Origin of the sequence: Amycolatopsis roodepoortensis, from assembly GCF_024628825.1 — a bacterium.
Lineage (GTDB): Bacteria > Actinomycetota > Actinomycetes > Mycobacteriales > Pseudonocardiaceae > Amycolatopsis > Amycolatopsis roodepoortensis.
Window position 1 is genome coordinate 1,298,345 of record NZ_CP102415.1, and the last position, 25,500, is coordinate 1,323,844.

At 71.0% G+C, this 25,500-nt stretch carries 27 protein-coding genes; 16 read left to right on the forward strand and 11 right to left on the reverse strand.

Features of this window, described 5'->3' with window-relative positions; genetic code table 11:
- Window positions 1-341 precede the first annotated feature (341 nt).
- Genes NQK81_RS06110 through NQK81_RS06140 form a run of 7 tightly spaced genes read left to right on the forward strand, consistent with a single transcriptional unit; the run spans window position 342 to window position 6,828 of the window.
- The gene (locus NQK81_RS06110) at window positions 342-1,424 is read left to right on the forward strand and encodes a polyprenyl synthetase family protein (protein ID WP_257487426.1); all 1,083 of its coding nucleotides are present in this window, start codon (window positions 342-344) and stop codon (window positions 1,422-1,424) included.
- Window positions 1,421-2,917, forward strand: coding sequence for a phytoene desaturase family protein (gene crtI, locus NQK81_RS06115; protein WP_257487427.1), 1,497 nt, complete (start codon window positions 1,421-1,423; stop codon window positions 2,915-2,917). Before NQK81_RS06110 ends, crtI begins: the two co-directional genes overlap by 4 nt.
- Complete coding sequence (locus NQK81_RS06120; RefSeq protein WP_257487428.1) at window positions 2,914-3,876, forward strand: phytoene/squalene synthase family protein; 963 nt, start codon at window positions 2,914-2,916, stop codon at window positions 3,874-3,876. Before crtI ends, NQK81_RS06120 begins: the two co-directional genes overlap by 4 nt.
- Entirely contained in the window at window positions 3,877-4,218 is a 342-nt protein-coding gene (locus NQK81_RS06125; RefSeq protein WP_126731004.1) for a lycopene cyclase domain-containing protein, read from the forward strand. It abuts the gene before it with no gap.
- On the forward strand, window positions 4,215-4,535 hold the full coding sequence (locus tag NQK81_RS06130) for a lycopene cyclase domain-containing protein (RefSeq protein WP_126731003.1): 321 nt from the start codon (window positions 4,215-4,217) through the stop codon (window positions 4,533-4,535). The genes NQK81_RS06125 and NQK81_RS06130 overlap by 4 nt, the downstream gene beginning before the upstream one ends.
- On the forward strand, window positions 4,532-5,263 hold the full coding sequence (locus NQK81_RS06135; protein WP_257487429.1) for a class I SAM-dependent methyltransferase: 732 nt from the start codon (window positions 4,532-4,534) through the stop codon (window positions 5,261-5,263). Before NQK81_RS06130 ends, NQK81_RS06135 begins: the two co-directional genes overlap by 4 nt.
- A complete protein-coding gene (locus NQK81_RS06140) occupies window positions 5,260-6,828 on the forward strand; it encodes an FAD-dependent oxidoreductase (RefSeq protein ID WP_257487430.1) in 1,569 nt (522 codons plus the stop codon). The genes NQK81_RS06135 and NQK81_RS06140 overlap by 4 nt, the downstream gene beginning before the upstream one ends.
- 19 nt (window positions 6,829-6,847) lie before the next feature.
- Here the strand turns inward: NQK81_RS06140 and NQK81_RS06145 are convergent, their stop codons facing one another.
- From NQK81_RS06145 to NQK81_RS06180, 8 genes are all read right to left on the reverse strand, one after another.
- Window positions 6,848-7,147: a hypothetical protein gene (locus tag NQK81_RS06145; RefSeq protein ID WP_257487431.1), complete on the reverse strand. Its 300-nt coding sequence runs from the start codon at window positions 7,145-7,147 to the stop codon at window positions 6,848-6,850.
- Window positions 7,140-7,493: a DUF3253 domain-containing protein gene (locus NQK81_RS06150; RefSeq protein ID WP_257487432.1), complete on the reverse strand. Its 354-nt coding sequence runs from the start codon at window positions 7,491-7,493 to the stop codon at window positions 7,140-7,142. Before NQK81_RS06150 ends, NQK81_RS06145 begins: the two co-directional genes overlap by 8 nt.
- Window positions 7,494-7,530: 37 nt before the next feature.
- Window positions 7,531-7,758, reverse strand: a complete 228-nt coding sequence (locus NQK81_RS06155; protein ID WP_257487433.1) for a hypothetical protein — start codon at window positions 7,756-7,758, stop codon at window positions 7,531-7,533.
- Between the two features lie 183 nt (window positions 7,759-7,941).
- Window positions 7,942-8,514, reverse strand: coding sequence for a hypothetical protein (locus NQK81_RS06160; protein ID WP_257487434.1), 573 nt, complete (start codon window positions 8,512-8,514; stop codon window positions 7,942-7,944).
- Window positions 8,515-8,565: 51 nt separating this feature from the next.
- Window positions 8,566-9,507, reverse strand: a complete 942-nt coding sequence (locus NQK81_RS06165; protein ID WP_257487435.1) for a ribokinase — start codon at window positions 9,505-9,507, stop codon at window positions 8,566-8,568.
- Window positions 9,492-10,526, reverse strand: a complete 1,035-nt coding sequence (locus NQK81_RS06170) for a phosphotriesterase family protein (protein ID WP_257487436.1) — start codon at window positions 10,524-10,526, stop codon at window positions 9,492-9,494. The genes NQK81_RS06165 and NQK81_RS06170 overlap by 16 nt, the downstream gene beginning before the upstream one ends.
- Window positions 10,519-11,514 carry a DMT family transporter gene (locus NQK81_RS06175; protein ID WP_257487437.1) on the reverse strand — a complete coding sequence of 332 codons (996 nt, stop codon included), beginning with the start codon at window positions 11,512-11,514 and terminating at the stop codon, window positions 10,519-10,521. Before NQK81_RS06175 ends, NQK81_RS06170 begins: the two co-directional genes overlap by 8 nt.
- Before the next feature lie 31 nt (window positions 11,515-11,545).
- Window positions 11,546-12,298, reverse strand: coding sequence for a glutamine amidotransferase (locus NQK81_RS06180; protein ID WP_257487438.1), 753 nt, complete (start codon window positions 12,296-12,298; stop codon window positions 11,546-11,548).
- A 109-nt stretch (window positions 12,299-12,407) separates the two neighbouring features.
- Here NQK81_RS06180 and NQK81_RS06185 point away from each other — a divergent pair, with 109 nt between their 5' ends.
- Window positions 12,408-13,397 (forward strand): LacI family DNA-binding transcriptional regulator, encoded by a 990-nt coding sequence (locus NQK81_RS06185; RefSeq protein ID WP_257487439.1) that lies wholly within the window; start codon window positions 12,408-12,410, stop codon window positions 13,395-13,397.
- On the forward strand, window positions 13,394-14,452 hold the full coding sequence (locus tag NQK81_RS06190) for a M20 family metallopeptidase (protein WP_257487440.1): 1,059 nt from the start codon (window positions 13,394-13,396) through the stop codon (window positions 14,450-14,452). The genes NQK81_RS06185 and NQK81_RS06190 overlap by 4 nt, the downstream gene beginning before the upstream one ends.
- Window positions 14,453-14,461: 9 nt before the next feature.
- Here NQK81_RS06190 and NQK81_RS06195 read toward each other — a convergent pair whose 3' ends face one another.
- Window positions 14,462-15,037 (reverse strand): TetR/AcrR family transcriptional regulator, encoded by a 576-nt coding sequence (locus tag NQK81_RS06195; protein WP_257487441.1) that lies wholly within the window; start codon window positions 15,035-15,037, stop codon window positions 14,462-14,464.
- A gap of 41 nt (window positions 15,038-15,078) precedes the next feature.
- Here NQK81_RS06195 and NQK81_RS06200 point away from each other — a divergent pair, with 41 nt between their 5' ends.
- The 7 genes from NQK81_RS06200 (at window position 15,079) to NQK81_RS06230 (ending at window position 23,910) form a co-directional block, all read left to right on the forward strand.
- Window positions 15,079-16,014: an SDR family NAD(P)-dependent oxidoreductase gene (locus NQK81_RS06200; protein ID WP_257487442.1), complete on the forward strand. Its 936-nt coding sequence runs from the start codon at window positions 15,079-15,081 to the stop codon at window positions 16,012-16,014.
- Between the two features lie 602 nt (window positions 16,015-16,616).
- Complete coding sequence (locus NQK81_RS06205; RefSeq protein WP_257487443.1) at window positions 16,617-17,732, forward strand: FecCD family ABC transporter permease; 1,116 nt, start codon at window positions 16,617-16,619, stop codon at window positions 17,730-17,732.
- Window positions 17,729-18,529, forward strand: coding sequence for an ABC transporter ATP-binding protein (locus NQK81_RS06210; RefSeq protein WP_257487444.1), 801 nt, complete (start codon window positions 17,729-17,731; stop codon window positions 18,527-18,529). The genes NQK81_RS06205 and NQK81_RS06210 overlap by 4 nt, the downstream gene beginning before the upstream one ends.
- Window positions 18,522-19,520 (forward strand): ABC transporter substrate-binding protein, encoded by a 999-nt coding sequence (locus tag NQK81_RS06215; RefSeq protein WP_257487445.1) that lies wholly within the window; start codon window positions 18,522-18,524, stop codon window positions 19,518-19,520. The genes NQK81_RS06210 and NQK81_RS06215 overlap by 8 nt, the downstream gene beginning before the upstream one ends.
- Entirely contained in the window at window positions 19,517-21,175 is a 1,659-nt protein-coding gene (locus NQK81_RS06220) for an ABC transporter ATP-binding protein/permease (RefSeq protein WP_257487446.1), read from the forward strand. The genes NQK81_RS06215 and NQK81_RS06220 overlap by 4 nt, the downstream gene beginning before the upstream one ends.
- Window positions 21,172-22,833, forward strand: a complete 1,662-nt coding sequence (locus NQK81_RS06225; protein ID WP_257487447.1) for an ABC transporter ATP-binding protein — start codon at window positions 21,172-21,174, stop codon at window positions 22,831-22,833. The genes NQK81_RS06220 and NQK81_RS06225 overlap by 4 nt, the downstream gene beginning before the upstream one ends.
- Window positions 22,834-23,046: 213 nt before the next feature.
- A complete protein-coding gene (locus tag NQK81_RS06230; RefSeq protein WP_257487448.1) occupies window positions 23,047-23,910 on the forward strand; it encodes a hypothetical protein in 864 nt (287 codons plus the stop codon).
- Between the two features lie 17 nt (window positions 23,911-23,927).
- Here the strand turns inward: NQK81_RS06230 and NQK81_RS06235 are convergent, their stop codons facing one another.
- Together NQK81_RS06235 and NQK81_RS06240 are read right to left on the reverse strand one after the other, a co-directional pair.
- A complete protein-coding gene (locus tag NQK81_RS06235; RefSeq protein ID WP_126730977.1) occupies window positions 23,928-24,143 on the reverse strand; it encodes a hypothetical protein in 216 nt (71 codons plus the stop codon).
- A gap of 80 nt (window positions 24,144-24,223) precedes the next feature.
- Complete coding sequence (locus NQK81_RS06240) at window positions 24,224-25,345, reverse strand: NAD(P)/FAD-dependent oxidoreductase (protein ID WP_257487449.1); 1,122 nt, start codon at window positions 25,343-25,345, stop codon at window positions 24,224-24,226.
- Window positions 25,346-25,500: the final 155 nt, after the last annotated feature.

Below are 25,500 nucleotides of genomic sequence, written 5' to 3' on the forward strand. Positions count from 1 at the left end.
ACGTATGGCGTCCACTGAGGAACGAACGCCCGGCGGTGCCGAGGGCGATCGGGAGGGGACCGATCCGCCAGGCACCGCCGGGCGTCCGGAACCCGGCTCAGGGGAGGGGCGCCGGATTCCCGGAGGGTGGCGAGGTCCCGGCCACCTCCGTCGCTGGGCGGTCATCTTCGATTCGTGAGCGATCCGGGGTTTGAGCCCGGAACTCGAGGGAACCCCGGCTTCTGGCGTCTACCGGAGGATCCCGCTCGAGTTGCGAGGCTGTCACCCGATCCAGTAGACAAGGTACACCGGCAATGAAACGGTTGCGAATCGAATCACCGGATGGCGGAAGGGACGGTCGGATGGCGTCGATCATGGCGGAAGAGGCGCCGGCCGCCTGGCTGGACACCCTGGGCCGACGTTGCCTCGCCGAGGCGTACGGTTTCGTCGAGGCACGGGCCGCCGAACATTTCGCCGGCCACGGCGAGGGTGAACTCGCCGAGACCGTCATCCCGGAGTTCGTCGCGGGCGGGAAATTCCTTCGCCCGATGTTCGCCTACGTGGGCTGGCGATGCGGCGGACCGGAATCGGACGCGGCCTTGCGGGCCGCGGCGAGTTTGGAACTGCTCCACTGTTTCGCGCTGGCGCAGGACGACGTCATGGACGGCTCACCGCTGCGCCGCGGCCGCCCGGCGCTGCACGTCCGGTTCGCGCGCTGGCACACCGAACAGGGCTGGAGCGGATCCGCCGACCGCTTCGGGGAATCCGCGGCGACCCTGTCCGGCGATCTCTTCCTGGTCTGGTCGGAGCGGATGCTCCGGGAATCCGGCCTCGACGCGGCGGCGCTGGCCCGCGGCTGGCCGCGATACGACCTCATGCGCGCGGAACTGGCGGTCGGGCAGCTCGCCGATCTCGTGAACGACGCCAGGACGCTCCCGGACTGGGAGACACTGCTCGACGTCCTGCGCCGGAAGTCCGGCAACTACACCGTCCGCAGGCCGCTCGAATTCGGCGCCGCGCTGGCGGGGTGCGGGCCGGACGTCCTGGCCGCCCTCGCCGAATACGGCGGCCTGGTCGGTGAGGCGTTCCAGTTCCGGGACGATCTGCTCGGCGTCTTCGGCGATCCGGCGGTCACCGGCAAGCCCGCGGGCCAAGACCTCCGTGATCGCAAGGCGTCCAGTGTCGTGGTGCTCGCCGCCGAGATGGCCGACCGGCGGCAGCGCGCGGAACTCGGCGAACTGCTCGCGCCGTCGACGGTGGACGACGAAGCCGTGGCCCGCTGGCGCGCCCTGATCACGGCGACCGGGGCGCGGGAACGCCTCGGCGAGCTCATCCGGGAACGGGCCGAGAAGGCCCAGGCCGTGATCGACCCGGCCGTGTTCCCTCGGCACGCCGCGGATTCGCTGGCCGTCCTGGCCACCAAATGCACGGAGCGCGACCAGTGAAAACGGTGCCGGGGCCCACGGACCGGGTCGTCGTGGTGGGAGCGGGGCTGTCGGGACTCGCGGCCGCCCTGCACTTGGCGGGCCGTGGACGCTCGGTCACCGTTCTCGAACGCGACCCCGGTCCGGGTGGCCGCGCGGGACGCGTCGAGCGTAAGGGCTATCTGCTCGACACCGGGCCCACGGTGCTCACCATGCCTTCGATCCTGCGGGACACCTTCGGCGCCGTCGGCGCCGAGCTGAGCGAGGAATTGCCGCTGATCCGTCTCGACCCGGCGTACGTGGCGCAGTTCGCCGACGGCAGCACGCTGCCCGTGCACACGGACGCCGCGGCGATGACGGACGCGGTCCGCGAGTTCGCGGGCCCGGCGGAGGCCGCGGGTTACGTCCGGCTCCGCGAATGGCTGACTCGCCTGTATCGCACCGAGTTCTCCCGGTTCATCGACTCGAACATCGACTCGCCGCCGGGCATGCTCCGGCCGGAACTGGCGCGGCTGGTGGCGCTCGGCGGCTTCCGGCGGCTGGATCCCAAGATCGGCTCGTTCCTGTCGGACGAGCGGCTGAAGCGGGTGTTCACCTTCCAGGCCCTCTACGCGGGCGAGTCGCCGATGCGGGCACTGGCGCTCTACGCGGTCATCTCCTATATGGACACCGTCGGTGGCGTGTATTTCCCGCCCGGAGGTGTCGCGGCGCTCCCCCAGGCCCTCGCCCGCGTCGCCGCGGCGAACGGGGTCGTCTTCCACTACGGCGACCCCGTGAACGCGCTCGAACGGGACGGCGGCCGGATCCGCGCGGTCCGCACCGCGGGCGGCGAACGCCACCCGTGTGACGCCGTCGTGCTGACGACCGAGCCACCCGAGAGCTACCGGCTCCTCGGCCGGCACCCGAAGCGGCCCGTCCCGCTGCGGCCAGCGCCGTCCGCGCTGATCCTGCACACCGGAGGCCCAGGTGAGCACTCCGCCATCGGCCACCACACGATTTCCTTCGGGCAGGGCTGGGCTTCGACCTTCGACGAGCTCATCTCCACCGGGCGCCGCATGACCGATCCGTCCCTGCTGATCACCCGGCCCACCGCGACCGATCCGGGACTCGCCCCGCCGGGGCGGCAGCTCTTCTCGATCCTCGCGCCGGTACCCAATCTCGACCGTGGCCCGGCGGACTGGACCGCCGATGCGGGCCCGTACGCCGAGGAGATCCTTTCCGTGGCCCGGGAACGCCTGCTGCCGGATTTCGAACCCGAGTTCACCGAGGTGATCAGCCCAGCCGATTGGGCGGACCGCGGCCTGGTCGCCGGGACCCCCTTCGGCTACGCGCACTCGTTCGGTCAAACCGGACCGTTCCGTCCTAGGAACTTCCCGCGCGGTACCGAAAACGTCGTCCTCGCCGGCGGCGGGACGGTGCCCGGCGTCGGAGTCCCGACCGTGCTGATCTCCGGCAGGCTGGCCGCCGACCGGATCACCGGGACACCGATGCGCGGCGCGGAGGCGAACCGATGACCAAGCACGAACTCGACGCCGCCGGCATCCGCGATCCACACCTTCGTGCCGCCTATACGTGGTGCCGCGGCCTCAATGCCCGCCACGGGCGCACGTACTTCCTGGCGACCCGCATGCTGACCGCGCCGCAGCGGCCCGCGGTCCACGCGCTCTACGGTTTCGCCCGATGGCTGGACGACATCGTCGACGAACCGGATCCCGCCGCCACGCCGCGGTCACTGGCCGCGCGACTGTCCGAAGTGGAGGGTCGCTTCCGCGCCGATCTGGCCTCGGGCACGAGTACGGATCCCTTGCTCAGAGCGGTGATCGACACGGCGGCCAGGTACGAGCTCGAAGAACACCTCTTCCGCGCCTTCCTCACGTCGATGCGGATGGATCTGAGCGTCACCGGCTACGCCACGCGAGACGACCTCGACGTCTACGTGCACGGCTCGGCCGAGGTGATCGGCCTGCAGGTGCTGCCGATCCTCGGCGCGGTGACCCACCGCGAGGAGGCCGCCCCGCGAGCGGCCGCGCTGGGCAAGGCGTTCCAGCTGACCAACTTCCTCCGCGACGTCGCCGAGGATTTCGCGCGAGGACGGGTCTACCTGCCCGCGGACGAGCTCAAGGTGCACGACGTCGACCGGGACCGGCTGGCCTGGTGCGCCGAGCACGGCCGGGCCGACGCACCGGTACGGGCGGCGATCAGGGACCAGATCGCGGTCACCCGGCGGATCTACGCCGAGGCACGGCCCGGAATCGCGATGCTGCACCCGGTCTCGCGCCCTTGTGTCGCCACCGCCGCGACCCTCTACGGGGAGATCCTCGACCGGATCGAGGACGCAGGCCACGACGTGTTCGCCCGCCGGGTGAGGGTGACACGCCGCCGACGGCTCGGGGTCGCCTGCGGCGCATTCGCTCGTTCCCAGTGGGCCCGCAGGCGGCATCCGGCGCCCGCTCCCCCCGCGGCGGTGAGCTGAGTGGGCAAATTCGAGTACCTGATCGTCCTCGCGGCCTGTGTCCTGGTGACCCTGCCGCTGGAAATGGCGGGCGCCCGCGTCTACCGGCAACCGAAACGGCTCGCCCGCGCCCTGCTCCCGGTGGCGCTGGTCTTCCTGGTCTGGGACGCGCTGGCGATCGCCGCCGGGGTCTGGGGCTACGCACCGGAATTCATGACCGGCGTCCACGCCCCGTTCGCCATCCCGCTGGAGGAGATCCTGTTCTTCGTCGTCATCCCGATCTGTGGCTTGCTCACCTACGAAATGGTCCAGCTTTCGCTCACCGTGGCCCGGCGCCGCGGCGAACGGGCGGTCCGCCGGTGATTCCCTGGGGTTACACCGTTCCGGCCGTCGTCGCGGTGGTCGTGGTCGTGCTCGCCGAGGTCGTCGTGCTGAAGACCGGTCTGTTCCGGAAACCCGCCTACTGGATCACGATGGCCATCGTCCTCGGCTTCCAGATCCCCGTCGACGGCTGGCTGACGAAGTTGTCCGCGCCGATCGTCCTCTACGCGCCCGAGCACGTCACCGGCTGGCGCTTCCCGTGGGACATCCCGGTCGAGGACTTCCTCTTCGGCTATGCGCTGGTGACCGCCGTTTTGCTGCTGTGGGAACGGTCCCGGCCACGCGAGGAGGCGCGGTGAACGCCCTGGCGCGTGACGGCCTGCCGCGGGACACCGTGCCGTCGGCCTTCGACACCGAAGCCCGCTTCTACGACCGTCTGGTGCGGGCGAATCCCGGCTATCACCGGCATCTGCTGCTGTCCGCCCAGCGGCTCGATCTGCCGTACGACGGCCAGCACCTTCGATTGCTCGACGCGGGCTGCGGCACCGGCGCGTCCACCGCCGCGCTCGTCGCGGCGGCACCCGGAGCGAAGATCACGGCGTTCGACGCCTCCCGCGAAATGCTGGCGCGAGCCCGGGACAAGACCTGGCCCGAAGGGGTCGAGTTCGTCCACACCTCAGCGGAAGAGCTGGCGGGGGTGGAGGGGCCGTTCGACGCGATACTGGCGGCCTATCTCCTGCGCAACCTCGCCGACCCCACGAGCCAGTTGCGCCGCCTGCGTGGCCTGCTGCGCCCGGGCGGCCGGATCGCCGTGCACGAATACTCGGTCCGGGACTCCCGGCGAGCCCGCTGGGTCTGGAACGCGGTCTGCGCGGCTGTGATCATCCCTCTCGGGAAGGTCGTCACCGGCGACGCCACGCTCTACCGCCATCTTCGCCGCAGCGTCGCCGAGTTCGACGGAATCGGCTCTCTCGCCCACCGTCTCACCGACGCCGGCTTCACCGACGTCCACACCGCCACCGTCCCCGGCTGGCAACGCGACATCGTGCACACCGTCGTCGGCACAGCTCCCGAGGAGACTCCGTGACCTCTCCCCTGGACCGCCGCCTGGTCACCTATCCGGCGTCGCGCGGCCTCGCGGACGCCGGGCAACTCGGCGCGCGCCCCACGGTGGCCGTCGTGGGCGGCGGCATCGCCGGTCTCACCGCGGCGACCGGACTGGCCGAACGCGGCGTCACCGTCACCGTCTTCGAACGAGAAGACCATCTCGGGGGCCGGGTCGGCGGCTGGCGGGAGCGGCTGCCGGACGGCACTCCGGTGACGATGAGCCGGGGCTTCCACGCCTTCTTCCGCCAGTACTACAACCTGCGTACCTTGCTGACCCGCACGGATCCGCATTCGGAGCGGCTCACTCCGCTCTCCGACTACCCGCTGTTGGACGCGCACGGCCGCATCGACACCTTCGCCGGGCTCCCTCGCACACCGATCTGGAACGCGGCGGTTTTCGCCTTGCGGAGCCCGACTTTCACCCCCAGGGACCTCCTGCGGCTCAGTGGACGCGAGGCGTTGCCACTCGCCACGGTCAGCGTGCCCGAGACCTATCACCGGCTCGATCACATCGACGCGTCGACCTTCCTCGAAGCGATCAACTTCCCAGCGGCCGCACGGCATCTCGCGTTCGAGGTGTTCTCGCGCAGCTTCTTCGCCGACCCGCGGGACCTGTCCGCCGCGGAACTGGCGGCCATGTTCCACCTCTATTTCCTCGGCTCCAGCGAAGGACTCGTCTTCGACGTGCCGACCGAGCCGTTCCCGCAGGCACTGTGGGATCCGCTCGCGAGCTACCTCGCCGGGCGCCGCGTCGAAATCCGCACCGGCGCGGCGGTCACCGCCCTCGGCCGGACGCCGGACGGTTTCGAAGTCGAGACCGGTGGCCGCACGGAGGGCTTCGACGGGGTGGTGCTCGCCTGCGACATCGCCGGGCTGCGCGACCTCGTCACCGCATCCCCGGACCTCGCGACCGAGTCCTGGCGGCGCGCGATCGGGGAACTGCGCACCGCGCCGCCCTTCCTCGTCCGGCGGCTCTGGCTCGACCGGCCGGTCGAGCGACGACGTCCGCCTTTCCTCGGCACCGGCAGCGTCCCGCCGCTGGACAACATCAGCCTGCTCGACCGGTACGAAGGCGAAGCACGGCGCTGGGCGGCGCGCACCGGCGGCTCCGTCGTCGAACTGCACGCCTACGCGGCCGCCACCGCGGATCAAAGCGGCTTGGAGAAAGCCCTCGAACAACGGCTTCACGAGATCTACCCGGAGACCCGGGACGCGCGAGTGGCCGGGGAAAGCACGTTGTGGCGCGAGGATTGCCCACTGTTCGGAGTCGGCGACTTCGCCCGGCGGCCGGCCGTGCGGACTCCCGACCCGCTCCTCGCGCTCGCGGGCGACGGCATCCGGATCGACCTGCCGGTCGCCCTCATGGAGCGCGCGGCCGCCACCGGCTGGGCCGCGGCCAACACCCTTCTCGGGCATTGGGGCCTCGCCGGTCACCCGCTTCGTTCGGTCCCCAACCGAGGACGGATCGGCCTGTTGAACCGGCTGGCCGCTTCGAAGTACGTCGGCGGGGGCCGGAGACGGCGAACCGGGCTCGCCGCGGGCTGAACGGCCGCCGTCCTGGTCTTCAGCTCAAGAGGTCGAGGCCGCGCTGCCACCGCTGCCGACGCTCCGCCTGGTCCTGCTCCCACCACGGAGTTCCACGCTCCCCCAAGGCGACCTTGGCGATGTGCACCCGCGCCCGGGCCTCCCGCTCGGCTTCGGGATCCTGAGCTCGCCGGGCCGCGCCGACGTCCCGGCGGGCCCGCATCAGCAGGCCGCGCAACCGGGCCGCCGTCTCCTCCGGTATCTCCGGATCGGTCGCGCGCCAGCGCCGGCCGCCGATCACGACGAAACGCCCGTCGGGGGTGCGGTCCGGCTCAGTCATCCGCGTCCCCGGCCAGCCGGATCCTGATGGGCCCCTCCCATTCCGCGTCCGGGTCGAGCGACCGGGCGCCCTGGGTCAACCGCACCTCCCCCGCCCGCGCGAGTTCGCGCGCCAGTTCCCGAGCCCGCGGCAGCAACGGACGCCACTCGTCCGCGAGCGCCCGGGCCGCGTCGGAAGGGCAGCAGCTGCCGCATTCGCCTCGCGCGAAGGCCAAGGCGAGGATCGCCGCCCGCAACCGATCGGGCACCGGCCCGGTACCCAGCGCCGTCCGGGCATGAACCGCGCCCGGCCCGGCGTTCTCCAGGATCCGCTCCAGTTCTCGTCGAGGCCCTGACCTGCTCGTCATACCGCCAGGATCGCACCGCCCCGCCGAGTCAGCCCGGTCAAGACCGGTCCGTGGCGCTGCGTTCGACGACTTCGGTGGCGCCTCGTTCGCTGAACGCCGCCCACAGGTTGAACCCCACCACCCCGACGCAGAGGGCCGCCCACAACCAGACGAAGCCGTTTCCGCGGCCGGTTCCGCTGACCAGAACGAACACCAGCACCGCCATCCCACCGACCGCTCCGAACACGGCGACCGGTTTGGAGGGTTTCACCTTGAACGACGCCACCCGGAGACTCCTCGCGTAGAACGAATTACGGCGAGACCGTGATGCCCCTGCCCGGTACCGCCTAAACACCTTTCGTCCGGCAGCTCGGACGCGAGGGACATCCAGCGCTGACGTGAGCCGAAGGGCGCCTTCACCGCACGACATGGGGCGAAGAACGCTTTCAGCCCACCTCGGGGGCCTGGGTCAGGCCCTGGTCCAGAGGGTGACGTCGCTGCTGGTCGCCACGACCAGCGTCGCCCCGGACGGCGAGAACCCGGCCGCCCGCAGTTCGGAGTGGCGCGAATGGAAGATATGCCACCAGGTCTCGCCGTGCGCCCCACCGGTGTACGGATTCCCGGTGGACAGCAGCACCCGCTCGTGCGGCCAGTCCGGGCCTGCGACATGCACCGACCACCCCGTGGTGCCGGTGTGCAGGCCGCCGCCGTCCAGCCCGGCCATCGGCACGCGATGCCCCGCGATCGGCCCGATCCCTTGGCACGTCAAGTCGTTGCCCTCCGGCTGATCCGGATCGGGGTCGCGGGCCAGCCGTTCACCGGTGACGGTGTCGAACAGCCCGAGCCCGTTCGTCGACTCCACCAACAGCAAGTCGCGGCCAGTGCCGGGGTCAGCGGCGAAACCGACACCGAGCAACCCGCCGACAGCGGCCACGTGGCGGTCGGCTGGACGCCACGGCGGGGGCGCCGCCACCGTCGGCGCGGCCAGGATCCTTGCCCGCAGGCCCCGTTGATAGCCGGTGAGCGAAAGTTGTTCCGCCATCCCGCGAGTATGCCGGAGGCCGGACGCTGGATCAGCGCATATTCACCCGGCTCACCGCCGGAATGCCGGCACCTCGGCCAAGAGCGGCAAAGAAGGGTGCGCTCCGTGCCGCGTCACGACGACAGCGGCCACCCTCGCCGCGAAACGGCAAGCCGCCACCACGTCCGCGGTCGCCGGCTCACCGGGAACTTCCGCGAGCCGGGCGGCGAGCGCTCCGACGAACGAATCGCCCGCGGCGGTGGTGTCCACGGCCCGTACCGGGACGGCCGGGACGCGCGTGGACGACGACGCGTCGAGGACGGCACATCCTTCGGCGCCCAGCGTCACGATCACCCACCGGCATCCCGCGGCGAACAGATCGGCACCGCCGCGCCGCAAACCGTCGTCGTCGAACGGATCCTGGCCGGTGAGCTGACGGAACTCGATTTCGTTCGACACCACGACATCGCTCAGTGGCACCAGTTTCCCGGCGACGTCGTCGGCGGGCGCGGTGTTGAGCACGGTCAGCACGCCCCGCGAGCGAGCGGCCGCGAAAGCGCGTTCCGTCGCTTCGGGTGCCGCCTCCAACTGGCCCGCGACGACCCGAAGCCCCGGCAGGTCGAAGATCGCCGCTTCGGCCGCCTCCGCTGGGATGTCGCCATTCGCCCCGGACACGACGACGATCGAGTTGACGCCTTCCGCGTCGACGGTGATCGCCGCCCGGCCGGTGGGCAAAGCGGACCGGTGCACGTGGGTCACGTCGGCACCTTCGGCGCGCAGGGCTGCCAGGTACTCGTCGCCGTCCTCGTCCTTGCCGACGCACCCGATCACGGCCACTTCCGCGCCGAGCCGGGCGGCGGCGACCGCTTGGTTGCCGCCTTTACCGCCCAGCTCCCGGCTCGCCGAAAATCCCATCAGGGTCTCCCCCGGCTCCGGGATGCGCGGCGCCTGGACGATGTGATCGACGTTGAGCGACGCGACCACCGCGATCGCGCGGCTCATGCGGTCAGCCATCGGGCGGGGACGTCCCGCATCAGCCGGGCGACGGCTTCGGCCGCGATTCCTTCTGCTACGAGCAGATCGGCGAAGATCGTCGGCACGAACACGAGCCCGTTCCCGCCGTTGCGCGTCCACATCTGCTTCAGGAACAGGTCGTGCGACAGCATGATCTGGTCACCGAAGCCCTCGTTCACCCACCGGGCCACGGCGCGAGCGGTCTGGGAAACCGTCGGGGCGACGCCTTCGCCCGGGAACGCGATGTCGAGGCCGATCATGTCGAACTCCAGCAGCACACCGCGTTCGAGAAGACCCCGCTGATATCCCGGGTCTTCGCCGGACGGATCGCTGTGCGCCAGCGCCACTTTTCCCGGAAGCGCACCGCATTCGTCCAGCACGAGGTCGAGCACTTCGTGCCCGCGACGCTGCCAGCCCGGCATGTGGATGTTCAGCCCCACGGTCGGCCGCGCCGCCTGCGCGAGCGCGGCGGCCCGCAAGGAGGCCCGCTCCCCGTCGGTGAAAAGCGGCGAAACACCGACCTCGCCGATGACCCCGGCCCGGATCCCCGTCTCGCCGACACCCTCGTCCAGTTCGGCGAGGATGCGCTCGGTCTGCGCGTCGACGGCGACCGCGGTGATGCGCTCCCCCTCGAACTTCTCCAGATACGCACCGGTGCCCATGACGATGGTGACCCCGGTGGCCTCGGCGACCGCCGCCAGGGCGAGCGGATCCCGGCCGATCGCCGCGCTTCCGGTCGCGTCGACCACCGTGCCGCCGCCCGCCGCGGCGAACGCGGTCACCTCGCGCACGACGCTCGCCCGGTCCTTCGGCGCCACGTTGTCGGCGCAGCAGTAGGGATCCTGACAGAGGAGGAACTGCCAGCCCGGCCCCACTTCCGCCTCGGCGAGCCGCCGCGTGGAGGGATAGGCGGGCTCGGCGACCGCGGAGGACAGATCGTTGAAGAGGTGCTCGTGCGGCAGCACCAGCCCGAGATCCGCCGCGTCGACCGCGCCGAGGACACCGCGCACCTCAGCCACGGCGCACCTCGGCGGGCTGGGCGAGGACCACCGGTTCGGCCGTGTGCCGGGACGGGATCATCGCGATCGCCGCGGCCGCCAGCGCCACGACCGCACCGATGACGGTGACCAGGTGCAGGCTGGAACCCGCCGCGGGAGCGACGACTTCGAGCAGCAGCGACCCGATGAGCTGACCGGCCGTGGAGGCCAGCCCCAGCAACAGGAGCCCGAGACCACGCACCAGCAAGGCCATCAACGCGATCGACAGGAGGCCGAGCGGTCCGCCGAAGTACATCCACCAGGTGCCCGGCAACGCGAAATGCGCGCCCGAGACGACCATGCGCACCACGTACACGAGACCGAGCGCCGCGAAGCCGATGAGGAAGTTCCAGGTGATGGAAACGAACATCGAGCCGGACAGCAGGCCGACCTCGGAGTTGCCCGCGGGCTGCCAGCCGGCGAGCAGGCCGCCGACGAACGGCATGATCGCCAGCGCGATCATGTGCGGGGCCGACCAGTTCGGGGACACCACCAGCACCGTGGCGCAGATGGCGAGGATCGCCCCGGCCACGCGCGGCGCGCTCATCGCCTGCTTGAACGGGACGCCGATGCCCAGGCGGTCGCACACCACGCCGGAGATGACCATGCCGGAGATCAGCGAAGTCTGGAAGATCGCGACTCCGAGGAAACCCACCGTGACACCTTCGGAAAGCACGATCACCGCACCGCACAGGCCGGCGAAGAAGTTCCACCGCGGGATCTCGCCGCGCACCAGCTGACCGGGCAGCCGGAAGAACGCGTCGCGTGTCCGGGCGCGCGCCAGCACGATGATCAGCATCAGCACCAGGCCGGTGCCGAAGGACACCAGCGCGGCGGCGTGCCCGTCGGCGAGCGCGGTGCCGAGATGCCCGTTGACGAGTGATTGCAACGGGCCGAGCATTCCGGCGAAGACGGTCGCGATCGTCAGGACGACGACCGAGGCCGCGCGGCCGGTGGGTGACGTACTCATCGAATCCTCCTTGATCCCGAGTGCGCGCGGCTCAGAGTTCGCGGCCGGCGAGCCAGGTCATCGCCTGCGCGAAGAGTTTGCGGTAACCGTCCCAGTCCATGAACTCCTCCGGAGCCCAGTGCGGGGAGATGTCCGAGGTGAACGCGAGCGTGCGGCCGCTGCCGACCTGACGCGTGGCCAGCATGACGTCGCCTTCGACGGTGGCGAGCAGCTCCGCGTCCGGTTTCAGCGTGGTGTGCTGGTAGCCCAGGAGGATCGGCCACTCCTGGTCGAGACCGGCGACCACGGGGTGGTCGGCCCGCACGACGCGGGCACGGACGCCCTCCGGCGTCTCGACGCGGTCGTCGTAAGGGTCGATGTCGACCGGCAGGATCTCCTCGATCGGGGTCCGGTGGTAGTTGGCCTTGCCCTCGAAGCCCTGGAAGCTCAGGTAGCCGCCGGCCATCATCAGGCCGCCGCCGTTCGTGACCCACTCGCGCAGCAGCTTGAGCCGGTTGGGGGTCGGACGGCCGCGGGTGAAGGTGTCCGGATGCAGCAGCAGCGTGTTGGAGCCGACGTCGGAGAGCAGGACGACGTCGTAGGCGCCGAGTTCCTCCAGCGTCTGCGGGAACTTCTCGGCCACGTCGTGCGAACGCAGGTGAGTCACCTCGACCCCTTCCGCCGCCAGCGCCGCCAGCAGCCGCTCGCACCCGATCTCCACCTGCGTGTGCGCGAACGGGTCGTATCCCTTGTGGTCGATCGTCGCACTGACCCACGACTCCCCGGCTAGCAGGACCTTGACCATCGACGACTCCTTCGGGCGAAAGCGGTAGCGTTTGTTGCGCAACATAGCGCAACGCCGCCAATATAAGATGCGCTGCAGTCGCCGTCAACGCTCAACGGGGAGGAGCCGGATGTCGCTGGCGAAGGTGGCCCGAGAGGCCGGAGTGGCCGTGTCGACCGTGTCGAGGTACGTCAAGGGAGAGCTCAACGTCGCCTCCGAGACGGCCCGGCGCATCGACGCCGCACTGTCGGCCCAAGGGCATCCGCCCGTGCAGAAACAGGTGACCGGCCTCAGCCTCGGCCTGGTGGTCCCTTCGCTGGACAATCCGTACTTCTCCACGCTGGCGGACGCGGTGGTCGACGCCGCCGCGGCCGACGGCATCGACGTGCTCACCACGCTCACCGGCTCGTCGCCGTTGCGGGAGCGCGCCGCCGTCGAGCGCCTGATGCGGGTGCCGGACGTGGGCGGGCTGGTCTACCTGGGGATGCACAACACCAACGAAGCCTTCGCGAGCCGGCTGGCAGGGGACTTCCCGGTCGTCTTCCTCGACGAGTACGTCGAAGCCACCGGTCCGCGGATCGCGCACGTCACGGCGAACGGTTTCGGCGGCGCCTACCAGGCGACCACCCACCTGATCTCCCTGGGCCACCGGCGGATCGCCCATGTCGGCGGGCCGGCCGGGCTGCGCACGGCCGACCAGCGCGAGGCCGGCTACCGGGCGGCCATGAAGACCCACGGGGTCGAGGTGGACGAGTCGATGATCGTGCGCGGCGCCTTCAGCTCGGCGTTCGGCATGAACTTCTTCGCGCATATGGCACGGGCCGGCGCGGAGCCGACGGCCGTGTTCACCGCCAGCGACATCGCCGCGGTCGGCCTGCTCGAAGCGGCCCGCCGCGCCGGGGTGTCGGTGCCCGGAGACCTTTCGGTGATCGGCTGCGACGGGATCACCCTCGGCGAATGGACGTCGCCGCGGCTGACCACCGTCGCGCAGCCGACCGAGCAGATGGCCCGCAAGGCGGTCGACGAGATCACCCGCCTCGCGGCCGGCCGCGTCCCCGCCGACCACGTGCTCTCCATGCAGCTCGTCGTCCGCGAATCGACCCAGGAGTACCCCGCATGACCGACGAAGCCCTCGCGTTCCTGCGCGACCTGGTGCGCCACGACACCACCTCCGGCGACAGCGCCGCGCAGGCCGCCGCGCAGGAGCTGGCCGTCTCCTACGCCACCGCCACCGCGGGCGTCCGCGTGCTGCGACGCTCCACCACCGGGCGACCGTGGGTGCTGCTCGGCAGCCATTCCGGCGACGGAGCGCTGTTCGTGTGCCATATCGACACCGTCCCCGTCGGCTCCCCCGCGCTGTGGGAACGCGCGCCTTTCTCCGCGGACGTCGACGAGGAGTTCCTGCACGGCCGCGGCAGCGTCGACATGAAGGGCGGGCTGGTCGCCGCACTGGCCGCGTTGCGCAACGCCACGGAAGCCGGTGCCGGCGCGCAGGTCCTCATCACCAGTGACGAAGAGATCGGGTGCCTCGGCGCGACCGAGGCTTCGGCCTCGCTGGACTTGACGCCGCGGATCGTGGTGGTTCCGGAAGCGACCCGGAACCGCGTCTCACTCGGACACCGCGGCGCCACCTGGCTGCGGCTCACCGCGGAAGGGAAAGCGGCCCACGGCTCCACACCCCAGCTCGGCCGCAACGCGATCCGGTTGCTCGCCGACCGCGCTCTCGGCGCGCTCGATTCCCTCCCGCTGGCCGCCGACGACTATCTGGGCGGGGAAACCGTCAACGTCGGCACCTTCGAGGGCGGGACCGCGACGAACATCGTGCCCGCGTCGGCCGTTCTGACGCTCGATGTGCGCACTGTGGACGGTGGGGCACCGGCGGCCGCCTGGGCTTCGTCGCTCGATCCGGCCATCACCGCGGAGGTGGATCTCGATCTGCCCGCCGTCCGGACCGCGCGCCTGCCCGAGCTGCTCGCCGGCCGGACCACCGCACCCGCCGCCACCTATTTCACCGATGCGTCGGCCTTGGCCGGATCGGTGGCCGGAGCCCCGATCGTGATCTGGGGGCCGGGAGATCCCCGGCAGATGCACGCGGCCAACGAAAAGCTGGAACTGGAATCCTGGCGGCAGGCTTCGCGCGACTATCTGCGGCTGGCGTTGTCCGCCGCGGGCTGACCGGTTCGGTCACCCGTGCCGGATCCCGTCGATCAGCATGCGCACGAGTTGCTCCACGCTGACCTGCCACGTGTCCTTCGCCAGATGACCGCTGAGTTCCAGTCCCGCGATGCCGTGCGCACTCGACATCAGCAGCGCGCCGTACCGAGGCGCGTCGGATTCGCCGACCATGTCCGCCACCAGTGCCAGGAACACACCCTCGAGACGGCCCGCGGCCTCCCGGGCGGCGGGGGTGTCGGCCGGAGTGCTGAACATCAGCGCGTACCGGTGCGGCCACCGGCGGGCGACGCCGATCAACGCCAGGATGGCTCGCTCCAGCCGGATGTCCGAAGTGGACTCGACGGTCGCGCGAAGGTGCTCGACGTCGTCCGCCAGGGAATTCCACGCGTTGATGGCGAGCTGAGCCAGCAGATGCTCTTTGTTCTCGAAGTGCCCGTAGGGCGCGCCTCGTGAGACTCCGGCCCGGGCTCCGACCGCCCGCAGGGTCACGGCGTCGGGGCCGCCCTGATCGAGCAGTTCGGAAGCCGCGCGGACGAGGGCTTGCCGCGTGGCCTCGGCGGTCTCGGTGCGGGTCACGCCGGCCATTCTAGTTGACAGTGTCATCCGAACTGGGCAGGCTCTTTCATATGACACTGTCACATGAGACGCCCGACCTGACGGGCCGCACCATCGTCGTCACCGGGACGACCTCCGGACTCGGCCTCGCCCTCTCCGGCGCACTGGCGACGGCAGGCGCCCGGGTCCTGATGACCGTTCGCGACACCGCCCGCGGAGCGGCGGCCCTCGACCAGGTGCGAGCCGGGATCGACGGCCCGGGTTCGGCCGAACTCGTCCTGCTCGACCTGGCCGACCTCTCCTCGGTACGGGCCGCCGCCGCGGAGCTCCGGGAACGCACCGGGGACCGGGTCGACGTGCTGATCAACAACGCCGCGGTATCGCTGGGGCCGCCCAGCCGGACCCGGGACGGGTTCGAGCTGCAGATCGGGACCAACCACCTCGGTCCGGCCGCGCTGACCTGGCTGCTGATGCCCGCGCTGCGGGCGGCCGGAGACCACGGGCGACCCGCCAGGGTCGTGACGACGTCCAGCCTCGGCCACCGCACCGGCGGACTCGACCTCACCGACCTGCATTGGGAACGCCGGCGCTACTCGCCGACCCGCGCCTACGGAGCCTCGAAGCTCGCGAACCTCCTGTTCGCCGCGGAGCTCGATCGACGGCTTCGCGCCTCCGGCGACCCGGTGCTGTCGATCGCCGCCCACCCGGGACTGACGACGTCGCAGCTGCTGACCAACGCCCTGGCCCGCGGGAGCACGTGGAGGTCCCGCCTTCTGGTGCTACCGGACCGATACCTCTCACAACCGGTCGCCACCGGTATCGCGCCCCAGCTCCTCGCCGCCACCGGACCGGTCGAGGGCGGCGCCTACCTTGGCCCGACGGGACCGTTGGAGATCCGCGGGCCGGCAGGTCCGGCACGCCGCTCGGCGGCCGCCGAAGACGGGGAGCTCGCGGCCAAGCTGTGGCAGATCACGAGCGCCGCCACCGGGGCCACTCCCGACCCGTGATTTCGGCCGTCGCCGCGGTACCGGCGTCGCCCGGATCCCGCAAGCATCGGCACAACGCGGAAAGCGCGGCAGCCGCCCGTCGCCGAAATTCGGCCACGGCCTGCCAGGCGTCCGAGGCGTGTACACACAGCCCGGCGCATGTTGGCCTGCGCCGACGATTTCAGGCCGCTTCGCCGACTGGGCCGCCGTGCCTGTAGTCCAAAAAGGACGATCCTCGGGGACAACGTCGCGAAAGTGGCTTTCGCGACACCCCTCGCCACCAGCGGCCCACCCCATGTCCCGAAAGCCACTTTCGGGACACCAGACGTCGCGAAAGTGGCTTTCGCGACACCCTCGCCACTAGCGTCTTGCGCCTTGGTCGGCGCGTTCGGACGACGACCGTCGATGCCGTGCGCAAAGCCCACTGGGCGGCGGGGGTACGTCATCAGCCGCGACCGTCTCGAAGTGCTCGACCGCTGCCGCCGCACTGCCTCCCTCGAGGGCCGAACGGAAAGCGACCGTCAAGCTGTGATGATAATCATTACCGATTATCTGTTGATAACGATTATCGGGTGCAGTTAGGCTCCGGTGACCTCCCACCACAGACCGATCGGCGTCCCCCCATGGTTGTTCGTTCGCGGCCGTCCGCGTCGCCCTCCGGCGTTCGCGATCGGCAAGCGGCACTCGCCCGGTCCCGCCTCCTGCACCGCGGGACGGTCACGGTCCTCGCCGTCGCGATCCTCGTGCTGCTGGTCGTCTCCGGTTCGGTCGGGACGGTCGAGGTCGGGCTCGCGGACGCGGGCCGGATCGTGATCGGCCATCTGGTGCCGGACGTGCCGTGGATGTCGGACGGCAGCCTGACCGTCTTGCAGGACCAGGCGGTATGGCAGTTCCGGCTCCCTCGCGCGCTGCTGGCGGGGCTCGCCGGGGCTGGACTGGCGCTCGCCGGAGCGATCATGCAGGTGATCGTGCGCAACCCGCTCGCGGAGCCGTACCTGCTCGGCGTGTCGTCCGGGGCGGGAGTCGGCGCGGTTCTCGTGATCACCCTCGGTTCGGCCGCCGTGGGCGGGCTTCCCCTTGGCGCGGCGGCCTTCGCCGGGGCTTTGGTGGCCAGTGTGTGCGTCGCGCTGGTCGCCAGGCATCGCGGCATCCTGTCGCCGACCAGGATGATCCTGTCCGGTGTCGCGCTGGGTTCCCTGTTCAGCGCGATCACGAGCTATCTGACGCTGACCACCGAGGCACAGAACGTGTTCAGCGTCCTGTTCTTCTTGCTCGGCAGCGTTTCCGCCGCCTCGATGGCTTCCTTGGCCGTGCCGGCGGTGGCGTTCGCGGCCGCCTGTGTCGTCGTGGGACTGCGGACCAGGGCCATGAACGCGCTGCTGAGCGGCGACGAGTCCGCGACCGCGCTGGGAGTCGACGTGAACCGCCTCCGCGCCGTGCTTCTCGTGACCGCCGCCCTCCTGACGGGGTCGATCGTGTCGGTCAGCGGCGGCATCGGTTTCGTCGGTCTCGTGATCCCGCACGTGGCGCGGATCCTCGTCGGCTCGGACCATCGCCGGATGCTGCCGGTCGCGGTACTCGGCGGCGCCCTGTTCCTCATGGTCGCCGACCTGCTCTCGCGCACGGTCGCGGCGCCCGGCGAAATACCGATCGGGATCCTCACCGCGGTCGTGGGCGCGCCGTTCTTCCTGTGGCTGATGCGCCGGGACACGGCCACGCGGGCGGGGTTCGGCCGGTGAAGGTCCATTTCCACGAGGTCAGCGCCACGCTGGGCGGCGACCGGGTGCTGCGGGACGTGGACATCGAGGTCCGCTCCGGCCGTTTCCTCGGTCTGGTCGGCCCGAACGGCAGCGGCAAGTCGACCTTGTTGCGCACGCTCTACCGCGCCGTCGCGCCGTCGTCGGGCCGGGTGCTGCTGGGCGAGCACGACGTCTGGCGCACCGACCGGCGGACCGTCGCCAGGGCGGTGGCGGTGATGACTCAGGAGACGTCGTCCGAGTTCGACCTCACGGTCCTCGACGTCGTGCTCCTGGGCCGGGTGCCGTTCCAGCGCGGATTCGGCCGTGACACCGAAGCCGACCTCGACCTCGCGTGGGCCGCGCTCGACCGGGTCGGCGCCACCGACATCGCCGGACGGCCCATCGGACGGCTCTCGGGTGGACAGCGGCAGCGGGTGATGCTGGCCCGCGCGCTGGCGGCCGACTCCCCCGTCCTCGTCCTCGACGAACCGACCAACCATCTCGACATCGCCTTCCAGCTGGAACTCATGCGGATCGCGGCCGGGCTCGATCGCACCATCGTCGCCGCCCTGCACGACCTCAACCTCGCCGCCACCTACTGCGACGACATCGCCGTCCTCGACGCCGGCCGCGTCGTCGCCACCGGAACGCCGGACGAAGCGCTCACCCCACGCGTCGTGGAAGACGTGTTCGGTGTCGACGTCGACCAGCTCACCCATCCACGCGACGGCAGGCCGGTGCTGGTCTTCGGCAGTCGTTCACCACTCAGCACACCCGGGAAAGAGAATCATGCGTAAAACCCTGTCCCTTGCCGCGTTCGGTATCAGCATGTCGCTGGTCGCCGGTTGCGGCTCTTCGGTCACTCCGGCCGCGCCGTCGAACAACGCGAGCACGGCGGTCACCGTCTCCAACTGCGGCCGGGAGGTCACCGTCGGCGCCGCACCCCGCGCCGCGGTCGGGCTCAGCCCGTCGCAGACGGAACTGTTGCTGCGGCTGGGTCTCGCGGGCTCGCTCGTCGGACAGGCACAGACCGCCACCGCACCGCTCCCGGGCGACGTGGCCGCCCAGGCCGCCGCCATCCCGGTGCTGAGCGAGTCGGGACCGCCGAGCCGGGAGAAGCTCCTTTCCGTGAAGCCGGACTTCGTCTTCTCCCCCACCACCTACGAATTCACCGCGGAGAAAGGCTTCGCCAGCCTGGAGCAGCTGCAGCAGGGCAACGTCGCCGCCTACGTCGCCGCGGGCGGCTGCGCCGAACGCCGGATGAACGGCACGGTCGAAGATCTCTTCACCGACCTGGAGAACCTCGGCAGGATCTTCGCCGTACCGGACAAGGCGAAGGCACTGGTCGATCAGGGCCGAACGGATCTGGCCGCCGTCGACAAGGCCATCGCGGGCCGCCCGCGCCCCACCGTCGCCCAGGTGTTCCTGGAGGGCACCACCGTCACCGCGATCGGCGCCGGCATCGAGTACGACATCATCCGCAGGGCGGGCGGCGACAACGTGTTCTCGCCGAAGGACCCGCAGTTCGCCAAGTTCTTCGCCGCGCAGATCACCCCCGAGGCGCTCGCCGCGAAGAATCCCGACGCGATCGTGTTCGCGGTCAACGGGCCCGCGCAGAAGCAGGCGAGCATCGACTACCTCACCCGCACCTTCCCCGCCATGACCGCCGTCCGCGAACAGCGCTTGATCGCGATCGACGCCGCCGACACCTATCCCGGCACCCTCGGGAACATCTCGGTGGTGCGGGAGATCGCGCAACGACTCCACGCGGACGCGTTCACCCGGTGATCCATCGCAGGCTCCTGCGCCTGGCGGGTGTCGTCCTCGCGCCCGTCCTGCTGCTCGCGCTGCTCTCGATACTCGTGTCGGCCTGCTATGTCGGCGGAGCCGTCCTGACGGCGTCCGTCCTCGCCGATCTCACCCGTGGCGGGGACTTCGCGACGGTGGCACCCGCGTTCGCCGCCTTGTCCGGCGTCGTCGGGGTGCGCGCGATCCTGCTGTGGGCGCGGGAGGTCGCCGCGGCCAGGTTCGGCATCGCCATCCGCACCCGGCTGCGCGGGGAGCTACTGCGCCGCATCGCCGCGCTGGGACCTGCCTGGACACGAGGAGAGCGCGCGGGCGCGATCACGCACACGGTCGTCGACGGGGTCGAAGCCCTCGACGCCTACTACAGCCGCTATCTGCCGCAGCTGCTCGTGACCTGTCTGGTTCCTGCCGCCATCGCCGGGTGGTTGTTCACCGTGTCGGTCCCCGCCGCCGCGATCCTCGCGACGGCGGTCCTGTGCGCCGTGGCCGTCCCCCGTTTCTGGGATACCCGGCTGCTCCGGACGGGCCGAACCCGGTGGAGCGCCTACGAAAGACTGGCCGCCGACTATCTGGAGGCGACCCAGTCGATCGGTGTCCTCCGGCTCTTCGGCGCGGGACGCCGGGCAGGCGAGGCACTCGCCCACCGCGGTGACCGCCTGCACCGCGTCACGATGGCCCAGCTGCGCGTGTCGCTGGTGGAAGCGGGAGTCAGCGCCCTGGCACTGCACCTCGGCCTCGCGGCCACGATCGTCGTCGCGTGCGCCGGGGTCGTCGGCGGTCAGGCGCCCGCCGCGTCGGTGTTCCTGTTCTTGTTGTGCGCCAGGGAATGTTTCCGCCCGGTACTCGACCTGTCCGCCCACTGGCACGTCGGTTACCAAGGGCTGGGCGCGGTCGAGGGCATCGACGAGATCATGACGGCGCGGCCGCGGGTCGCCGACACCGGCACCCGCACCGAACCCGCTCGGCACGGGGCCCGGCTGCGGCTGCGGGACGTCGGGTACCGGTACCCGAACGGCGCGGGCGTTTCCGGCATCGGCTTCGACTGCGCGCCGGGGAGCACGACCGGGATCGTGGGCCCGTCGGGTGCCGGGAAGAGCACGATCGCCCGGCTGCTCGTCCGCGAGGCCGACCCGCAGTCGGGGACGATCGAACTCGACGGAACCCCGATCACCGGGTACACCCTCGCCGCGTTGCGCGCGAGCATCGGCGTCGTCGGCCAGCACACCTATCTTTTCCATGGCACCGTGGAAGAGAACCTCCGGCTCGCCCGGCCCGGCGCCACGCACGACGAGATCCGCGCCGCCGCCCACGTCGCGGACGCGATCGAGTTCGTCGAGGCACTCCCCCAAGGCTTCGCGACGGTCCTCACCGAGAACGGGACCCAGCTGTCCGGCGGCCAGCGGCAACGCCTCGCCATCGCCAGGGCGGTGCTCGCCGCGCCTCCGGTGCTGCTGCTCGACGAAGCGACCTCGGCACTGGACATCGACACCGAGAGACGCGTCCTCACCCGGCTCGCGGAGCAGTGCGCCGGCACCACCCGGATCGTGATCGCCCACCGCGAGACCGCCCTGCGTGACGCCGGCGCGATCGTCACGATCGAGTCCGGCCGCGTCACCGGGCAGGCGGTCCACTCGTGAGCGGGCCGCTCCGGCGGCTTCTGCCGGTCATCGGCGAACAGAGGGCCACCTTCGTCTGGACGGTCGTGAGCAACGCGGCCGTCCAGCTCGGCGCGCTGACGACGACCGTGCTCGGCACTTGGCTGGCCGGGCGGGCCGCGGCGACCGGCACCGCGCCATTGGCCGTCGTCGCGACCGTCCTGTGCGGGCTGGCCGTGGTGACCGCGGCGATGACCTGGCGCGAGTCCTGGGTCTCCCACGATCTGGCCTACCGGCTGATCGGCACCTTGCGTGCCAGGGTGTTCGACCGGCTGCGCGTGAGCCTGCCCGACCGCCGGAAGCCCCGCAGGAGCGGCGATCTCGTATCCGTCGCCTTCGCCGACATCGACCGTCTCGAATGGCTCTACGCCCACACCGCGGCCCAAGCACTCACCTCGGCCATGATGCTCGCCGCCACCGCGACCCTGTCGCTCATGGTCACGCCGTGGCTGCTGCTGGCATGGGTACCGTTCGTCGCCGTGACCGCGGCGCTGCCGTGGCTGTCCGGCCGGGCGGGAACCCGGCAGGGCACCGAACTCACCGAAGCCGCCGCGACCCTCAACGCCGAACTCGTCGACACCGTCCGCGGACTCGGTGAACTCAGCAGTGCGGGCGCCCTGGACCGCCGCACCGCCGCGCTGGCGGAACGGACACGTGCGCTGACCTCCGTGCAAACGAGGATCGGCTCCCGGATCGGCGGGGAACGCGCCGTCACGGACGCGGCTCTGGCGCTCGGCGCGCTCGGCGCGCTCGCGGTCTGCGCGGCGAATCTCGACACGATCGACCGCGCGCTCGCACCGGTCGCCATGGTGCTGGCCACCGCGGCGCTCGGCCCGATCGCGCAGATTTCGGACCTGCTGCGCAACGTCGGCACGTTGCGCGCCGCCGGTACCAGGATCACCGGAATCCTCGACCGGGCACCGGCGGTCCGCGAACCCCGCGTACCCCGGCCGTTGCCGCCCCGCGAGCGCGCGACCGGACTCGTCTTCGATCGCGTGTCCTTCGGTTACCGCGACGACGCTCCACCGGTCCTGAGCGACGTGTCGTTCACCGTCCGCCCCGGCGAACGAGTCGGCCTCACCGGGCCGTCCGGCGCGGGCAAGACCACGTGCGCGCTGCTCGCGACCCGGATGTGGGACCCCGACGCCGGCCACCTCACCCTGGACGGCGTCGACCTCACCGAGCTGTCCGACGACGACCTCCGCCGCGCGATCAGCGCCGTTCCCCAGGAACCAGGCCTGCTCACCGGGACGATCGCCACCAACATCCGGCTCGGAAAGCCCGAAGCCGGCGACGCCGAAGTCGAACGGGCCGCGCGGCGGGCGGGGATCCTCGACCCGGGAGCCGGATTCCCCGCCGGACTCGCCACCACCGTCGGTGAATCCGGCGCCGGACTGTCCGGTGGCCAGCGAGCACGAGTCGCCGTCGCCAGGGCGCTGCTGGTGAACCCCCGGATCCTTATCCTCGACGAGGCCACCGCCAACCTCGACCCCGAAGCCGACGAAGCCATCACCGCGGCACTCGCCTCGGCCGGGGACGACATCGGTGTCCTCGTCATCGCCCACCGCCCCGCCACCTTGGCCGGCTGTCACCGGGTGGTCGCCTTGCGAGAGGGTGGAGGCGAGGCGAACGTGTCGTGATCGCGGCCCTGACCACTGACGACCACCCGCGCCGACCACCTCACCACCGGCGCCCATGTCGCGAAAGCCACTTTCGCGACGCCTGATGTCCCGAAAGTGGCTTTCGCGACACGTTCGATCGGCGGAAGCCCGTGAAAGAGCGCGGCGGCCCCCTGCGCCACGTTTTCCTTACCCTCAATAATCTCGTTCGTGCTCGGTCGGGGGAGGGTTCCTGTGGCAGATTCAGGTCGGCGCGGCACCGGCTGGCTGAGCGTCTTCGCGATCGCGACCATCCTGCTCATCGGGTTGGTGGTGTTCTTCGGAGGCCCGGCGACCAGCGTCGCGGGGAAGGACGTCGGCTACGTCTCCGGTGACGAGGCGAATCTCCGGCGATGCCCGTCGCTCGACTGCGAGCCGACCGCGACATACCACCGGGACCAGCAGCTGATCATCGTCAAGGCCGATGTCACCGGTGGCGAGTCGCACGGGTCGCGGCGATGGCTGGAGGTCCAATACGGCGACGAAGTCCGTTACGTGCACTCGTACTTCGTCACCGAAAAGTCGGACTCGCGGGCAGCGTCGCTCGAACTCCTGGTTTCCGGAGGGGCCGCGCTGGTCGCCATCGCGATGGTCGGTCTCGCCGGCTGGCGACGAGGCCAGACCTGGGCTGCCATGAAGGAGAAGACGGCGAACACCCTGCTCGCCGCGGGTACTTTCGCGGCCGGGCTGATCGTCGGGATCGTCGCCTTCCTGGTCGCCGGTGCCGACGGCCAGTCCAGGGCGGCCTTCCTGTCGAGCGCGCTCGCCAACGTCGGTGCCGGGCTGGTCGGTGCGGCGGTGACCTTCGTTCTCTTCCAGGTCTTCCTCAGCCGCCGAGCGCCTTCACGAGAACAGGTGGTGGAACTGCGGGCGCACCTGTCCGAGCTGAGCCGCGCCATCGAAGGAACCCGTGTGGCGGCCGCACCACCGACCCCGCCCGCCCCGCCCGCCGAGGAACGGCGTGGCGGTTCCCGGATCCTGCGCTTCGCTCTTCTGGCGACGGCGATCGCGTGGATCCTGCGGCGGACGCGAGGCTCCGGCAGCTCCTTCCGGCGCTGATCGGCTCGCACCCAGCGTCATCCCGTCGTCAGGGCCCGCTGCGACACACTGCCGGAATGCACCGGGGCGACGAACACACTGCGAGGCGGCGCCGGTCTCTCGTCGTCGGGCAGGTCGAGGGCCGCCAAGCCGTCCTGCCATCGCACCCAGTCCTGGACGCACAAACCCAGCCAGAACTCCACACCGTCACAGTCGCGGCGGCGGCAACGGTTTCTGCCGCTATCGATCGTCATGAACTCAAGGCACCCTCCTCCCCCCATTCGTCTCCACACAGTACTGCGACGACCTGGCCATCCGTTTCGCGACTCGCGCCTCACCGCGACGGGTCGTAAGGCGCCAGGTCGATCCCCGGATCGGTCTGACGGGCCAAGCGGGCCGCGATCGAACCGACGTACGGGCCCATCGTCAGCCCCGACGCGCCCAGACCGTTGGCCACGACCAGTCCGGGCACCTGCGGGACGGTGCCGAGGAGCGGGCGGATGTCTGGTCCGGCGGGGCGGAACCCCACCCGGGTCTCGACGTACGTCGCGTCGGCCAGCCCCGGCGCCACCGACAGCGCTTCGGCCAGGACTTCCGCCATCCCGGCGGCGGTGACCCGGTGATCGAAGCCGGTGCCGTCCTCGCGGGTCGCGCCGACCACGATCCGGGAATCGTCGAAGGCCAGGAGGTAGTGCCGCGACCGTGGCAGGATCACCGGCCAGTGCGCGGTTTCCACGCCCGGCAGCCGGAGATGGACGATCTGGCCGCGCTGCGGCTCGACCCGCACCTCGACACCGATCGGTTCGAGCAGCCGCGGCGACCAGGCACCGGCCGCCGCGATCACCGCGTCCGCGCCGACGACCTCCCCGTCCACCCGCACTCCCCGAACCGCGCTGCCGGCGACCAGGGACGCCGTGCCGTCGACGATCCGGGCGCCGTGCCGCACCGCCGCCCGGCGCATCGCGTCGCGGACCGACCGGCCGTCCAGCCGCGCCGCGCCCGGGATGTGGATCGCCGGTCCGTCGTGCGCGAGGGGCGGGAAGAACTCCCGCGCCCGGCGAGCTTCGATCAGCTCGACCTCACCGGCCTGCGGCGACTCCGCCGCGCGTCGCGTCACCCGCCGCAGTGCTTCCTCGGATTCGGCTTCGGTGACCAGGCTCAGCGAGCCGACCCGCCGGTAGCCGAGCTCGGTTTCGCCGTCCTCGGCCAGCGCCGGCCGCAGCTGTTCGTAGTACTCCGCGCCGGCCACGGCGATCCGGTACCAGTCCGGATCGTCCACTTGGGACGACCAGGGGCAGATGATGCCCGCACCCGCCGACGTCGCGCGGCCCAGCGCGGGCGAGTCCACCATGACCACGTCCACCCCGGCCCTGGCCAGTTCGTATCCGGCCGCGGCACCGACGATCCCGCCACCGACGACGACCACCCGCATCTTCTTCACTCCTTCTCGCCGCATCGACCAAGGCGAGGTAAGTATCGGGCCCAAACCGTTACCCGGCCCGGCGGCGGGCGGGGAAACGCCGGGGCGGCGTTCCGCGACTAGTACAGCGAGTGAGCAGAACGCTACGCGCGATCGAGACGCCGAGGCATCCAGGTCCTGCTGCCGGACGG